This window comes from Streptomyces sp. NPDC014006 (genome assembly GCF_043088925.1).
In the GTDB taxonomy this organism is placed as follows: Bacteria; Actinomycetota; Actinomycetes; order Streptomycetales; family Streptomycetaceae; genus Streptomyces.
The window spans coordinates 7,618-23,040 of the sequence record NZ_JBICAJ010000016.1 but is presented as its reverse complement, the minus strand read 5'-3'; the positions used below and the strand labels follow the sequence as shown (position 1 = coordinate 23,040).

Annotated in this window: 10 protein-coding genes; 1 reads left to right on the top strand and 9 read right to left on the bottom strand. The window is 70.4% G+C overall.

From position 1 onward, the window contains the following. Positions 1-195: 195 nt before the first annotated feature. The 9 genes from ACF1GV_RS36985 to ACF1GV_RS36945 are packed head-to-tail and all read right to left on the bottom strand — an operon-like array spanning position 196 to position 12,276. A complete protein-coding gene (locus ACF1GV_RS36985; RefSeq protein ID WP_391690198.1) occupies positions 196-2,826 on the bottom strand; it encodes an ATP/GTP-binding protein in 2,631 nt (876 codons plus the stop codon). Beyond that, positions 2,802-3,458 (bottom strand): hypothetical protein, encoded by a 657-nt coding sequence (locus tag ACF1GV_RS36980; RefSeq protein ID WP_391690195.1) that lies wholly within the window; start codon positions 3,456-3,458, stop codon positions 2,802-2,804. Before ACF1GV_RS36980 ends, ACF1GV_RS36985 begins: the two co-directional genes overlap by 25 nt. Beyond that, a complete protein-coding gene (locus ACF1GV_RS36975) occupies positions 3,455-4,585 on the bottom strand; it encodes a C40 family peptidase (RefSeq protein WP_391690192.1) in 1,131 nt (376 codons plus the stop codon). Before ACF1GV_RS36975 ends, ACF1GV_RS36980 begins: the two co-directional genes overlap by 4 nt. Positions 4,586-4,602: 17 nt before the next feature. Then, the gene (locus tag ACF1GV_RS36970) at positions 4,603-7,440 is read right to left on the bottom strand and encodes a hypothetical protein (protein ID WP_391690189.1); all 2,838 of its coding nucleotides are present in this window, start codon (positions 7,438-7,440) and stop codon (positions 4,603-4,605) included. Between the two features lies 1 nt (position 7,441). Then, positions 7,442-7,795 (bottom strand): hypothetical protein, encoded by a 354-nt coding sequence (locus ACF1GV_RS36965; protein ID WP_391690186.1) that lies wholly within the window; start codon positions 7,793-7,795, stop codon positions 7,442-7,444. Next, positions 7,792-10,485: an ATP-binding protein gene (locus ACF1GV_RS36960; RefSeq protein WP_391690184.1), complete on the bottom strand. Its 2,694-nt coding sequence runs from the start codon at positions 10,483-10,485 to the stop codon at positions 7,792-7,794. Before ACF1GV_RS36960 ends, ACF1GV_RS36965 begins: the two co-directional genes overlap by 4 nt. Continuing rightward, positions 10,485-11,054 carry a hypothetical protein gene (locus ACF1GV_RS36955; RefSeq protein WP_391690181.1) on the bottom strand — a complete coding sequence of 190 codons (570 nt, stop codon included), beginning with the start codon at positions 11,052-11,054 and terminating at the stop codon, positions 10,485-10,487. The genes ACF1GV_RS36960 and ACF1GV_RS36955 overlap by 1 nt, the downstream gene beginning before the upstream one ends. After that, the gene (locus tag ACF1GV_RS36950) at positions 11,051-11,392 is read right to left on the bottom strand and encodes a hypothetical protein (protein WP_391690178.1); all 342 of its coding nucleotides are present in this window, start codon (positions 11,390-11,392) and stop codon (positions 11,051-11,053) included. The genes ACF1GV_RS36955 and ACF1GV_RS36950 overlap by 4 nt, the downstream gene beginning before the upstream one ends. Further along, positions 11,389-12,276 carry a conjugal transfer protein gene (locus ACF1GV_RS36945; RefSeq protein WP_391690176.1) on the bottom strand — a complete coding sequence of 296 codons (888 nt, stop codon included), beginning with the start codon at positions 12,274-12,276 and terminating at the stop codon, positions 11,389-11,391. The genes ACF1GV_RS36950 and ACF1GV_RS36945 overlap by 4 nt, the downstream gene beginning before the upstream one ends. 742 nt (positions 12,277-13,018) lie before the next feature. Here ACF1GV_RS36945 and ACF1GV_RS36940 point away from each other — a divergent pair. Continuing rightward, positions 13,019-14,461: a hypothetical protein gene (locus ACF1GV_RS36940; RefSeq protein WP_391690173.1), complete on the top strand. Its 1,443-nt coding sequence runs from the start codon at positions 13,019-13,021 to the stop codon at positions 14,459-14,461. The last annotated feature ends 962 nt before the right edge of the window (positions 14,462-15,423 follow it).

Sequence of the window (15,423 nt, the reverse complement as noted above, 5' to 3'; positions counted from 1 at the left end):
ATATGTAGTTCTGTGCATTCGGTTATGCCGTATGCGCTGACCGGAGCGGTCAAATGGTTCGCCTTTGAACATGTTGCTGTCGCGGTGCTGTCCAGTGCGTGACACTCCCAGCCAGGGGAACCGAGACGTCATAGGCAGCACCCGGCTGCTCGAGGCGTGAAGTCGTCGCCCCACCCTCGACGTCATCGGCAGCGGTCAGTTCCATTCCTTCTCCTTCGAAAGGTGGGCAGAGGCAGCGCCAGCGGGGGCGTGCGTGGCGAGGAAGGTGGCGACCCGGCCGAGCTGCTTGGCAGCGCGTTCGGTGAGTGTCTGCATCGGGACCGCCTGGGCGTTGGCCTGGGCGGCCCGCTCCAGCGCACCGACCTGCTGGGGACGGGCCTGGGCGGCGAAGATGTCGTCGAGGTGGGGCCCGCGCAGCTGGACAGGTCCGACGCGGCGGCCGCTGACGTTCATGGAGACGTAGTGCTCGAAGCGCTCCATGGTGGCGACTCGGTCGGGGCTGGGTTCATCGCCCCATTCGGCGGTGATGGGTGCGATGGCGGACTTCGACCCCGCCGTGGTAGCCAGCGTGGAAGCGTTCTGCACCAGGGACAGACGCACCGGTGTGGGAAGGCGGGAGAGCAGCTGGGTCATGCCGTGGATGTGGCACTTGTATTTACGCAGGTCCTCGAACATCGAGGCGATGGTTTCCGGTGCCGCACCGGTCAGGGTGATCAGCTCGTCGAAGTACGGGCGGAACGGCACCCGCTTCTCCTCCGGGATGTCACGCCGTGAACGGGCGGCGCGCAGCAGATCCCGGGCGAGCAGCGCGGTCAGCAGGCGGTCGGTGGGCCCGTTGCCACCTGGACACACCCACACGATCGTGCGCGAGTCCATCGCCGCGCGGATGTTGTAGGCGCCGACCGCTTGACCGAGGAAGGCACGGGTGACCGGGTTGGCGGCCAGGCGGACGATCGGGTTGAGTACAACGGCAGTCGCGTCGGGCGGGAGGGTCGGAAACACCGACCGCCACCACGCGCGGGTCTCCTCGTCCAGACGGTCCGCTACCGCGGCGAGTGCTGCCCTACGGAAGCCGGCGTCGGTGAGCAGAGCCCGCATGTGGAAGAGCGTGGCTTGGTCCTCGGGCTGTCCGGCCTGGCATGCGGTCTCGTTGATGGCGACCAGCACGGTGAGCGCGGCGGTGAGGATGGCCAACGCGCGCGGCGCGGTCGCATCGTCCCAAGCCAGTGCGGAGGCATAGGCATCGGCGATCGCCTCGACTACCTCGTGCGCCGCCTGCCCGTGATGCATCCCGAGCGGGTTCCACGAACTCACCTGCGGATCGGGACCCAATCCGTTGAGGTCGATCAGCGCGATCCTCGGCATCAGGTGCTCGTGGGCCAGGAACGGCAGGGCACGCGGCCACGAGTCGCGGTGCGGGTCGACGAAGACCAGCCCGCCACCCGCATGCGCCCAGCCGATCGCCTGCGCCAGGGCGCGCTCCGTCTTGCCGCCGCCCGCCCTGCCGACCCCCACTTCGAACAGAGTCTCTTCGGCGTAGGTGGCGACCAGCCGCTCGCGGCCGTCCGGGCCCCGGTAGATGCCCTGCAGCAGCAAATCGGGATCGCCGAAGGTGAAGGTCGGCAGGTCCCCGGCGAGCACCGGCAGGCGGCTGTGCACGGTCGGCGGTTTGAGCAGGCCCGTCAGCTCCTCCAGCCTGAGCCAGTTTGCGCGGGGAGGCTGGCAGTGCCCCAGTTTCCAGCGGCGTTCGAAGCCCTTCCGCGTGGGCCAGTGGTCGGCATCGCCGATCCGCCACGGCCCCATCCGCCAGCCGCGCATGGCCCACCTTGAGCGGCCGCCGAACACGTCCAAGGCGGCCTGTACTTGGGCGAGCCGGTCCTGGGCGCGGCCCTCGGTGTTCGAGGCGCACATCACCAGCAGTTGCACGCGCACCAGGTGGTCGTCCTCGGCGAGCTTGCCCAGCGCCTCGGCCGGCTCCACGCGCCGTGGCACCGGCGGATGGAGCCGGAGTCCGCCACCGGATGCGGGCTTGTCCGTGAGCATCTGCTGCAGCTGCCGGCCCAGGGAGTCCTCGATGCCGGAATGGCCCTGCCGCAGCCAGCCCGCGGCCCGCTGGGCCTCCCGGCGCTCCGACCGGCGCGCGGCGCCCAGCAGCTGCAGGCGGCGGGCCCGAAGTGCCCACTTCGGGGCCTGTTGGATGTCGAGCCGGATCTCGGCGAGGTCACCTAGCTCGGCCTGCAGGCCGGTCACGGCATCGACGAGCGGCTGCAGCGGATCGGGTTTGAGTGGCACCTCACGCAGCGCAGCGATGGGCTTGCCCCGCAGGATAAACTCGGCCCGCACGGTGTGCGCCCGCGGTTCGTCGACGATCGGCCGCGCCCGGTTGACGGTCACGTCCGGCCCGAACGGCGTGATGGACAGCAACCGCTCACCGCCCGCCGGGCCCTCGATCCGGTAGCGCAGGGGCGCACTGCCGTCCGCGCGCAAGCGGATCTGCACCGTCTTCGTCCGGCGGGGTGCCCACCAGGGAATGGCCGTGGACGCGCGGGCGAGCTGGACACCGCGTCTGAAGATTTCCTCCAGGCTCGGGTCGAAGTGCCGGGTGGAGACGAGCTCCAAGGCCATCCGCTGGGCGGAAGCCTTGGCCGCGAGCCGGCGTACCACCCACTCGCCCACGCCCCAGCAAACGCCGATCGCCAGCGCGAACAGGTACCAGTGGTCGTAGACCCAGTCGAAAGCGTCAACCAGGCCGGTGATCAGGCCGAATACCTGACCAGTAGCCGTGTGATCGGCCCGGTGCGTCAGGTATGCGGCTGCGGAGTCCACGTCGCTGCTCCCTTCTTCGAAGTCGTTCGGGTGAAGTGCCAGTCGCTGATGCGAAGGTCGGTGAAGGTGCCGCCCCTGTCCATGCCGGCCCACACCAGATGGACCACAGCCTTGTCCGGGCTGCCGTCCCGGCGGGCGATCGCAGCCTGGATCCGGAAGCGGGCGGTGGCGAACGCCGGCGCCACCGCCTGGTTGGAGGCGGGGAACACCGAGGGCCACTTCGCGCGGCCGACGCCGGTGGCGTCCGCGCGCAGCACCGCACGGCCGGCGATGAGCAACTCCCGCTCGTCGTCGGCAGGAAGGTCGGCGGGCCAGGCCATCTCCAGCAAGTGCTGAATGGCCCGGTCGCCGGCCACGCCGTCGCCGTGCGGAGGAAGAGGGGACTCGAGGGCCGACGGCGTCGATGCGCCGGAGGCTGCGGATGCCGGATACGGCGGCCTGGAGACGGTCGGCCGGCCGGCGGGAGGCGCAGCAGCCGGTGACGGATCCGTTGCCGCGTGTGCGGCCGTCGCCGTCGCCGGGGCCCGCTGCTTATGACGGTGCGGCACGCCCAGCAGGGCGACGCCACCGACAACGGCGAGTATGACGGTGCTCAGCACCAGCAGATGTGGTGAGCGCGGGGTCGTAGTCACAGCAGCCGCGCTCCCCCCGCGTAGCCGGACATGGCGTTGACCGAGTCCAGCCGGATGACGGTGCCTGGACGGGCGGCGTTGATCATTTGACCGCCGCCGGTGTAAATGCCGACGTGGTAGATCGTGGAATCACGTCCGGGGGCGTAGGCGTAGAAGACGAGGTCGCCCGGCTTGAGGGCGCCTGTGCCGAGGCTCGCGGGGATCCGCTGGCCACGACCTGCTTGTGCGGCCGCTGTGCGCGGCAGGCTGACGCCTGCCTGGGCGTACGCGTAGGTGGTCAGCCCTGAGCAGTCGAAGCCCTTGATCGTCGTGCCGCTCTTGCCGCTAGGGGAGCAGCAGATCCCGTACGACGGGCCGCTCGGGGTGCCGCCGCCCCACGAGTAGGGCACGCCCCGCTGGGAGAGCGCGGCATCGATGACGGCTCGCACCTGCCCAGAAAGGCTCTTCAGGTCCGGGTCCTTGGCGGCCGCTTCGTACTGGTCGATCCACCCCAACACGTTCGCCACGTACTCGTCGGAGTGGTTGTACTGCCAGATCGCGGCCTTCAGCTGCGATCGTTGCGTCAGGTCCCGGCCGTTGCCGCAGAGGTAGATTGCGGCACCGAGAGCTGCGTCGTCGGCGTTGTGCGGGTCGGCGATCTTGTCGCCGCCTGCGTCTTTGCCGATCGACTCCCAGGTGGACGGCAGGAACTGGAAGGGGCCGACGGCGCGCTCTGCGCTCGCGGTGCCGTCCCACTTGCCGCCGTCGGTGTCCGGGAAGGCGGTGGTGTTGCCTCCGGCGCCGGAGCCATTGAGAAGCACCCCCAAGATCCTCGGGCGGATGTCGCCGTTGTCGGCGATGTTCCGTCCGACGGCGTGGTTGGACTCGACCTTGGCGATTCCAGCGAGGATCGGCCAGCCCAAGCCCTGGCACTTCGGTACGTACTTCCGGACCTGCTGGGCGGCCTTTTTGTAGGCACTCAGCATCCGGGCAGGAATGTCCGCGGCGCTGCCGCCCTCGGCGATACCGCCGTCTTCCTGTGTGCCGGTGTTCAGCGCGACATACGCGCTGATCGCACTTCCTACCGGTGCGGCACAGCACACGGCTGCGAACATCATCAGCGCGACCAGGCATCCCCATCGCCTCACACGGCGTCCCGGCGGCCTCACCCGCTCTCACCATCTTCGTTCCGCCGCTGGGCCTGCTCCTGGCGCCGTCGTTCCGCGTCGGGCGCGGTCCGCCGCATCAGTTCCTGCATCCGGACTCGCGCTTCCTCGCGCGCCCTGTCCCGTGCGCTCTCACTCTCGGGAAGAACAGGCCCGCCGCCACCGTGCGGAGGCAGTGACACGGGGCCGACCCGGCGGGGCACCGGGGCCGGGGACGACGCTGCCGCGGGTCCACCCGCCGGCGGTGTGGGCGGCACGGGGGTAAATCCCGAGGGGCTGCCCGCCGACGGGGCGAGTCGCGCAGGGGCAGACGCAGGACCGCCCGCCTGTGGAGCGGGGCGCAGGGAGGAAGGCCCCGCAAGGCCGCCCGCGGCCGTAGTGGGCTGCGTGGGGGCAGGCCGCGCAGGCGCCGCCGGACGGGGGGCCGGGGCTGCGGTGGCTGCGGTCGGCAGGCGGCGGCCGGCGGCCGGTGCGGGTCCGCTGTTGGCGTTCGTGTGGCTGTTCAGGGCACGAGCTGCTTGCTGCTCCGTGCTCGACCAGGCTCGGCCGTCCTCGCGGAGGGTGTTGCCCCAAACCCGCACCTGCTGGCGTGCGTCCTTCGAGAAACGCGAGGCTTCCGACCGCGTGCGGCGGACGTTCGCCGGCAGGCCGATTGTCGCCCCGTACGCGGCCCGGCCGCCGCGGTGCACGATCCGGTACCCGCGAAAGCGCACCAGCCGGTTGTGGGCCCGGGTCGACAGCAGCGTCCGGTCGGTGTCCTGGTCGTGCAGCACCTGCCCGGTGGTGCGGTCGACGACCTGCCCGTGCTCGTTGCGATACCGATCGGGCGGGCCTGAGGGCCGACGAGGCCCTGTGCCGCCGGCACCGCCGCCCCCGCCGTCCGAAGGGCCACCCGCGCCCGGGTCCCCGTCGGCGGTGGGCTTGCGCCACTTGCCCAACTGCTCCTTGTCCGGTCGGCGGCCGATCAGCAGCCAGTGCGCGCCCTTCCCGGCGAGCCGTGCACCCAGTGTGCCCACGGCCGCCGCTGCGGTGAGCGGGGCCAGACCGCGCCTGGCTTCGGTGGTGGCATCGGCGAGGATTCCGCCGGTGTCCGCCGGCATGCCGGTGCCGTCGACCAGGGAGGTGAGCGCACCCATCAGCCGCTGGCGGGTGCCGAGCATTCCGAACCGGCCTCCGCCCCCGCTGGTGAAGGCGCGCAGCCCTGCGCTGTATCCGCCTCTCCCTGCGGGGGAGTTCATGGCGAGTGCGGCTCCGAGCTCGGAGGTGTCGCCCGGCATGTGGGTGCCGCCGACCTTGGCGTAGCGCATCCGCATGGCCATCCGCCGGCCGAAGGAGGTGATGGCGGTCAGGAGCCTGCGGTGCCCGGCCGCGCCGGCGATGGCGAGGACGTCGATGAGCAGGATCCGCTCCACCACCAGGTTGGGCCCGTTGGTGATGGTGGCGTCCACGGCGATCCCGAAGAAGGGAACGAACGCGCACACCCCCACGAGCGTGAGGATCGCGATCCCCCACAGCGACAGCCACTTCCACACGCTCTGCCGCGCGGGCCCCGGCAGCATGCCCGCGACGAAGGTGACGCCGCCGGCGGCCGCCGCGGCCGCGCAGACACCCTGGGTGCCGAGCAGAACGATGGCGCTGGAAAGCAGCATCCCGCAGATGAACAACGCCGCGATCAATAGCAGCAGGGCTCCTCCGACCCGCCACCAGGTGGGCTTCTCGGCGTAGTCCGCGCACGACTTGCCGACCGGGCCAGCCTCCCGCATCTGCTTCAGGAAGTAGCTGAACTCCCGCTCCTCGTCCGTGGGCGCCAGCAACTCGTCGGCCGGAGAGAGAGGAATCGCGTCCTCCTCGCTCTGCTTCTTGCTCGGCACGCCCTCCTCAAAGCCGCGCTCGCAGTACTTCCTTGCCGGGCCGCGGATCTTGCGGCAGACGTCCTTGCCATGGTCTGAGACCTCGACGTTGCCCGCCTTGAATCCGCCGGTGATCCACTTGAGGTGGACGGCATACGCTTTGCGGTCGGATTCCTTGGCCGGGTCGAGGATGCGCCCGTACTGCAGCAGCATGTAGGGCTTCACGACGAGAGCGTTGGTGATCGAATCCTGGATGGGGCGGGCCACCTCCTGAGCAGAGACAGGGCCTTCCCCATCGAGCTCCATGCACTTGGTTTCCTGCTGGCCGGCCATGCCGTCACAGGGAGCCTTGCTGGCGAGCTTGCCGCCCCAGTCGTAGGAGTTCACGCTTCGCTGGGCGACCTCGGCGGCCACCTGCTGGGACTGCCCCAACGGGCCGTTAGGGCCGAGCAGAGTGTCGGGGCGGATGAGAGCCGAGGCGGCGATCGCCCCGATGAGCAGGGTGAGGAAGATTTCGCCCAGACCGCGGCCGACCCGCCCGCGCACGATCATGAACCCAGCGAAGACGAACGCCCAGGCCAGCAGCAGACCTTTCAGCCCCAGGGTGTCGACCACCACGGTGCCGTAGGTGTCGGCGACCTTCTGCGCGGGCCGGGCGAGGATCTTCAGCAGCGGGAACCGGAAGGCGACCTCGATCGCCCACCCCGCCAGCCCGACCAGGAGCCGGATCAGGGTGAACAGGCCCGACAGAGCGAAGGCCAGGGCCTGCGTCTTGAAGGCGACGATGGATCCGCCCTTGGCATTCAGGTCGTATCCGTCGATCGGCACGCCCTCGGAGGAGGTGATGTTCAGTGGGGCGAGCAGGTCTCCGGTCTCGCTGTTGCTGCCGGCCGCATACACGACCTGGGTGTTCACCAGGAGGAACACTCCGGTGAGCAGCACGACGAAGCCGGCGGAACGCAGGGTCGCGCGGTCTGGACGGAACACGTCAGTGCCGCCTTTGCCCAGCAGTCGACCGCCGCCGCCACACCACCAGGGCAGCCACACCCGCACCGGCCGTCCCCAGCCTCCACACTGCACCGGCCACGTCCCGCTTGTTGGCCGCGGTGGTCGTGGTGCCGCGCTTGCAGTACGCCTTGGCCGGGCCGATGATCCGGGCGCAGGGGTCCTGGTGCGCGGAGTGGGTGTCGGCGGCGAAGGCCTGTCCGGTGTGCGGCCACCACGTCTGCGGCACGCCCACCCCGAGAGCGAGGATGACCGCGCCGACAGCAACGGCGATCACGGTGAGGACGCTCGTAGCTGCGGCGACGCGTCGGGAGCGGTCCCAGAAAGAGGTGGTCACGAGGCGTGCTCCTTCGGGAATGCCTCCAGAGCCTGGTCGGCGAGCGGCTCAGGGACGGAGGTCGAGGCGGTGCCCGGGCGGCGTCCTGGTGTGGTGGTGATGGAGGAGGTGATGCGCTCGATGCGAGGAATGGAGACCTTGACGCGGCCGGTGTTCTGCCGGGGGCAGGTCAGCAGGAACTCGCCTTCCCGGCCCTTGTGGCCGACCGGGGACAGGCCGGTGGTCACCAGACGCAACAGCTCGCTGTCATTCGGGTCGAGCCCGACGAACTCAAGGCCGCGACGGGCGCGTTCGCGGTCTGCGGTGCGGGCGAGAGCCCGGTATGCCATCAGCCCGCGGTCCGGGCCGAGTTCGTCGGCGTCGTGGGAGCCGGCGATGAGGCCGGCGCCGTGCTTGCGCCCGTCGTGAAGGATCTCGTGCACCAAGGCGGTTCCCTCGGCCGAGCTGGTGAGCCAGTACAGCTCGTCCAGCACCACCGCGGTGAACCGGTCGGGGTCCTCGAACGCGGTCTGCCGGGCGATCGCGGCGATCAGGTAGAGCACCGCGCGGCCGATCAGCGCCTCCAGGGGCTGCTGGTGCAGGACCTCCGGTTTGTCGAACGCGGCTTTCGGCGGCAGCTTCAGACCGGTCGTGGTGATCACGATCATGTCGCAGGCGCTGGAGGCGTCCAGGCGGACCGGCGGCAGCGTCGGATCGAAGACCATCCTCGCCAGCGGGTTGGTGGCGACGACCCGGATGAGGCCGGCCAGCGTTGCGGCCGCGTCCTGCCGCTTGCCCGCCTCGCTCGTGGCCATTGCCTCAAGGACCTCAAGGACACGGTGCATGGACGGCTGATCGCCGGCGGCGGCCTGCTCGACGGCGTGGTGGAGGACCTCGCCGCTGGTGCTCATCGCTCCGATGCCCAGTTGCAGGGTGAGGTAGGACAGGGCGTAGTGGCGGCCCTCGGGCCCGGAGAACATCCGCAGCGGGTCGATGGACACCTCGGCCTGGGCGGCGTCGACGATCTGGACGCGGCCCTTGGCCGCAGCTCGGGCGAAGGTGGCCCATTCGCGTACCGGGGTGCGGTCGATGCAGATTGCGCAGCCGCCGCGCGCCCACGCCGCCTCCGCGATCAGCTTCTGCAGCACGCTCTTACCCGCGCCCAGGTCCCCGACGATTCCCATCGAGGCGGAGGCATCCACCTTGGGCGCGTCCGCGACATTGATCATGACGGGGCGGGTGGTGCCGCAGTCCAGGTCGATGCCGAGGAACATCCCGTTCGGGTCGCCGACCTCGCAGGCGGTGAAGGCACCGGACAGAGCCCAGTCCTCGCTGATCTGGTGCTGGGTGAACTCCCGCGCCACACCAGGGCGCACGGTACCGGGCAGTCCAAGAGTGAACAGGGCCTCCTGCAGGCCGGCCGGGCGTACAGCGCGGTAGTCGGCGCCGCCGAGGAGTGCGGTCAGCGCGCGGGCCCTTGCGTCGCAGATGGCGGCGGTCGGTCCCCACACCGTCAGCACGGTGACCGACTGCACCTCGACCTCCACGCTGGTGCGCGACAGGCGGGCATCCAGCTCGCCCAGGTCGCGGGCGGCCTCGGTGAGGGAGGCGGGCATGCCGGTGGGGCGCGCGTCGTACTGGTCGGCCTGGTCGATTAGTTCGTTCTTCTTGCGGCGCACCTGATCGCGGGCCCTCTCCGCGCTCACGAGGGTGAGGTCGACGGTGTAGTCGACGGGGAAGTCGAGCGTCTCCAACTGGGCGAACAGGTCGGCGGCGTCCTGGCTGACGGCGGGCGGGCACTCGGCCAGTGCCAGCTGCGCCTGGTAGCCCACCCCTGCGCCGGATTCGACCTGCAGCCAGCGCCGCCCCAGCGGTGAGCCAGTGTGCAGCCGCCACCAGGCCTTGCGGCCCGAGCGCGTGATCTGGCCCGCGCTCTTGAGCTCGTCGACGTCGTCGAGGCCGGGGTCGATACCGCCTTCCTGCAGGCGGACCTGGCCGAGGTCGGCGTAGCTGGGGGAGCGCAGCACGCCGTCACGGATCTGCCCGCCATACAGGTCGCTGGTCTCGGCCTCGGTGAGCAGCGGCTCGGCCAGGCCACGGTGGAGGGCGTGCTGGATCATCCACACGATCTCCGCCGGGCGGGCTGGGCGGAAGGCGATCCCGCCGGCGAGTGCGGCCTCAACCCGGAAGGCCTGCTCGCGGTAGGCGCTCACCTCACGCCGTGCCACCGGTGCCGGACGCATGCCCAGCATCGGCGCGACCTCGGCCCACGCCGCACCGAGTGTGGCCGACACCTGCAGGCCGCCTGCCTCGGTCTGCAAAGGAACGGCCAGCCATAGGGTGCGGCGGTGCATCTCCTGGTCGTCCAGCAGATCCAGGGTGGCCTCGACGTTCTCCACCCACGGGTGCCGGCCGGAACCGGATGCCTGCTCGGCCGGCTCGATGCCCTCGATCATCCTCAAGGCGATCTCACCCGGGTCGACCTGCGCGCACAGGCCGAACAAGCGCGGCGCCCCGGACAGCGACCGCACCAGATGTGTGATCTTGGCGAGCTGTTCATCGCGGACCGCCGCCGGCACGTACGTGCCCTGGACGGTCTCCTCCTGCTGCCCCCGCGCGTCAGGGCCGGGGTGAAGGCGGTAAACGGCCCACACACTGCCCTGCGCCGACCACACCAGGTGTCCGGCGATGTGACGGATCGGAACCCTCATCACGCACCCCCTTGCTGGGCGAGCGCGAGCAACTGCTGCACACCCGACACCGGACCCACTGCCAGCGGGGGAGCAACCGGCTGTGTGCGGCGAGGTGAGGGCGAGCGGTCCGAGTACGGCGTCCGGCCTGGACGCCGCTGAACCGCACAGGAAGGTGCGGCCTGCGCAGCGGGGCCGCCGGGCGCGGGCGCGTCCTCGATGGTGAAGCCGCCGAGCAGCGGGTGGGGAGCGCGGTCGCGGGCGGCCCGCCCGCCGATCCGCCCTCCTCGTGGCTGCCAGCCCAGGAGCACCCAGCCCAACGCGGCCTGCATCGGCGCACGGCCACGGATCTTGGGCCGGCGCACCGCCCAGATGGCCAGCACCCACGCGACGATGGGCAGCGGGAACATCCACGACCACCATTGGATGGTCTTGACCAGAAGGAAGCCGCCGCCGACGGCGAGTGCAATCTGTGCGGGGGTGTAGGGGCCGAGGGGGATCTTCCAGTCGGCGACCTTGCCCAGAACCCAGGGGTGGCGGCGGGCGGCAGTGTAGAAGCGGCCGACCCGGCCGGCGGCTGCCGCGCTCACAGCCAGCCTCCCGCACCCGACGAGTGGTCACGGGAACCGGGCAGCTCGGACACGACGGTGCCGGAAACGACGGGTGCGCCCTTGGCCGGGTTCTTCACCTCATCCACGAACATGTTCGCGAGGCTGTCGCGGGAGTTGTACAGCCCGAGCGCGATGATCATCAGCAGCAAGGCTCCGATCCCGGCCTTGAGGCTGAACTTCTGGACCATGATCACGACGACGAGGCAGATCAGACCAGCCTGCAAACCCTTGGTCGCCCAGTCTTTGAACATGTTGATCCACGAGTCACCGAGGTCGTCCAACTGCCCGGCGAGCATCAAGCTGTGCACCGTGTTCACCGCACACCCCCGTCCCCAGCAGCCCCGGACTCCAGCGCCGCCACTTCCCACCGGCCCGAGCGGGCCTTGAGCGTGAGCTCGTACGCCAGCGGCCACCGGCCGGCGACGTCCCGGGCTTCCACCGAGGCCAGGACACGCACCTTCGTGCCGTCGGCCGGAACCGTCTTTGCGGCCGCGGCCTCCTCGACCGCCGACACCTGCTGGAGGGTGACCGCCGTGTACGGGGCGGGGGAGACCCGCGCCAACGCCACTTTCGGCGCGAGGTAGCGGTCGACCTCCCCGGTACCAGTCAGATAGGCGGCGAGGAACTCGCCGACGGCGGAGGACAGATCCCCTTGCGGGACGGGCACGCCGTACGGCGACTTCGGCACTGAGGCGCGGGCCGGACCGGCCACCACCCCGGGCGCACCAGTCACCGCGAACGAGGCGCCCGCCCCGTCGGCGACCACCGGCACGGCGTAGTACCGCACCGAGCCGTCGGCGTACTGCGCAGCCACCGTCACCGACCACGCCCCACCACCGCGCTGCGCAGTGCGCACCGCCGTCACCGACTCCGGCAGCGGATGCGCATCGGAAGCCGTAGCGGGTAGGTCGACGTCCGGCGCCATCGACTGCGCAAGCCGCGCCTGCGCACTCGTCTCATCGCCAGCGCTGCTGCGCAACCAGGCGCTGAGAAACACCTGCGCATAGCCGCCCGGGTCAACCGCGGCCACCGCGGTGCGCACGGCGGCCTGCTTGTTCGGGATGGCCGCCTGGACCGTGGTCGGGGTGGAGGCAACGGCGACGCACAGGGCGATGGGGCCAGCCGCGATGGCGGTCAACACCGCTGCCCGTGAGAAACGTACGCGGCGCCGCATCGACTCCAGTCGGGCGCCCGCCGCCATCGGAGCAGCAGCCTCACTCACCGAGGCCTGCTTGCCAGGGGACATGGTCAAACTCCCAGGTCAGAACCGGATAGTGCTGACCTCGAGAAAACCCGCCGACCCCGACCCGACCACCGACCACCAGACCCCGACCAAGGTCACGATGGGGACAAGAACCTCATGGTCGGGGTCATGGTCGGCCCGACCACAGGCCCGACCACAGGCCAAAACTGTGAGCCCAGGCAGGACACGGCCTCCGGCACGCAAACGCCGGCGCCGGACAACGCGGGGCAGTCACGTGCCACCAGCCAGTGAACCCGAACGCCCATGCGCACATGGGAAGCCGACCATGTCCCGCCGGACGCCTGCGCAGTGCGTCACCCGAGCCTGTCACCAACCCTCGGGTCGCCTGCGCATCCGCGTCACGCAACCCGACTGCGCAGGATCCTCGACTGGTTGCGCAGCTCGGTTGCGCAGCGCCTGCCCGAGGTTGCGCAGTCGACTGCGCAACCGCTGCGCACTGGTGCGAAGGTGGCGTGGTCAGCCCGACCATGCGACCGACCATCGCAGCTAGGCGCCTTCCGTTGCCGGACCGTGACCGGTGGTCGGGACTCGTGGCCGTCAGCCCGGTCGGGGTCGGCGGGTGAGCTGACGGCATGGAACACACCCACGCCCGCGAATCCAGGAGCATCGGCCACCCCACCCCGGTGGCCACGATGCGCTGCCCTGGCCCCCTTGCGCGTTTGGCTTCAGGAGCACGGCGGTGAGCCGCTTCGGGGCAGGGGTCCGCCGCGGTGTGATGGCAGCCGATCAGTTCACTCAGATCGCCAACGGTCTCTTCCGGGACTCCAGGCTGTCCTATAAGGCGAAGGGGATCTTCGGGTATGTCAGCACGCACCGCGACGGCTGGCAGACCACCGTCGCCCACCTGGCCTCCGTAGGCCCAGATGGGCGGGAGGCGGTCCGCGCCGGCCTGAAGGAACTGGAACGGTACGGCTACCTCATCCGCGAACGCCTGCGCCGTCCCAACGGAACACTCGGCGAGGTCGTCTACTCGATCACCGATCACCCCACTACCCTCGACGTCGCTCGGGTGGAAGCCACCTCCACCCTCACGATCGCCGACGAAAGCGATGCCAGCTCCGGGGCGGGGATCCGGCGCGGTGTGATGGCGGCCGATCAGTTCACTCAGATCGCCAACGGCCTGTTCCGGGACACGCGGCTGTCCTTCAAGGCGAAGGGCCTCTTCGGGTACGTCAGCACACACCGAGATGGCTGGCAGGTCACCGTAGCCGACCTGGTACGCCGCGGCCGTGAAGGAGTCGACGCCGTCACCACCGGGCTCAAGCAGCTGGAACGGCACGGATTCCTCTACCGCACCCGCGAGCGGAACGCCGACGGCACGCTCGGTCAGGTGCAGTACTTCATCACCGACCTGCCCGCCCTACAAAACCCCAGGTCGCAACAAGAGTCGGGTTTTCCAGGATTGGATGAGCCTACGTTGGCTGGTCCCGGCACTAAGAACACCAACAGAAAGAAGACCAACAAGCAGAACACCAGAGCCCTCCGTCCGTGCGGCCGCAGCGAGGCGGCGCAGGTACCTGGACGGATGGACCAGCCGAGAACGCTGAGGCCTCTGCCGGTCCCGCCCGCCGCGGATGAGATGCATCCGGGCATCCGGCTGCTGCTCGACCTCGGAGCAAAACGCCCTGAACTGCTGCTGACTGGGCAGGCGCTGACCGATCAAGGGCGCGTCGTGACTGTGATGCTGGAAGCCGGCTGGAGCCGCGAGCAGCTGCTGCACATCATCGCGGACCGGCCCTTGCCCCACCCGGTGCGGACCACGGTCAGCGCGATCATCGCCGCCCGACTGCGCGCCGCCCAGGTCTACCCGCCGCCCGCCATCGCGGCCGACCGCCATGACACGCCCGTCTGGGACACCCCGCCACAACCGCAACCGGCGAGCAGCTCTGCGTCCGCGCGCTCGGTGAACGAGGCCCTGACCTACCGGGCCCTCATGGAATGCGCCGGCTGCGGCGTGCCCGTAACGGCCCCCGGTGAAGATCTTTGCCCGGCCTGCCTCGGCTGGCCGCTCTGCCTCACGTGCCCCGGCCCCACCCCCCGGCGTGCTCATCCCGACGGTGACGGCCGCTGTACTACGTGCGCCTCCGCTCTGTCCGACGAAACGGACGGAGGTAACCAGTGAGAAGCACCACCCGGACACCGCTGCCAGCCGCAGTCGCTCGTCACGAGCGCTGGCGGGAGGCCGTCGACGCGATCCAGACGCGGGATACCCGCCTCCGCGTTGCCTGCGAACGGCTGCCGAACGCACTCGCCCACCAAGTCGCACAAGACCTCGCGCGTTCCCCTCCTCTTACGACGCCGCACCAAGCGCGCACACGACGCGCATCGCCCAGCAGCCGGTGCGTTCGTATCCGCCGACCGCCAGGACGACGCCGTACCCGGCACCTGAATCCATCCCCAGCACGTCACTCGAAGGGAAGCCCCATGCCTGCACCCACACCGTGGTCGCGGCCGACTCCCTGCTCCACCCCAGGTGCGCCAGCCCGACGGCGCCACGACCTCCTACGCAAGGACGCAAGCCGGGCGAGATCATCCCGCTGTCCACCCTCACCCACGAACTGGACGGCGGCGCCGGCCGGCCGACCGTCGGCCACTGGGAGGCTGTCACCAGCGACCTGCTTCAACTTGTGCGCTCCGCACACTGCGACGCCCCCAGCCTCGGCCTGTCCGAGATCTCGCGCGCCCTCGTCTGCACCGGGCCGCACAGCCTCGTGCGGGCCTGGGAGGCAACAGCTGGTGACTTCGATTGTCGTGACCGCTCAGGATCTTCGGCCCGGGGTCGGTCTGCTTGCCCCGCTCGGCCGACCTGACTGACCAGTCGAACCCTAGGTTGCAAGGTGCCTAGACCGTAGAAGAACGGGGTGCACGTGCTGATCGGATTCGGCGTCTGCTCCGCTGCCTCGCATGGAGGGCGTGTGCGTAACGCCAAACGCTCCTGATGCAGGACGTGGGGGGGGGCGCCCCCCCCCCCCCCCGGGGGGGGGGCCCCCCCCCGGGGGGGGGGGGGCGCCCGACAAATACGGCCCCGGGCGGGGGTGGCCCCCCCCCCCCGGGCGCCCCACCGCCCGGGGGGGCCCCGGGCGG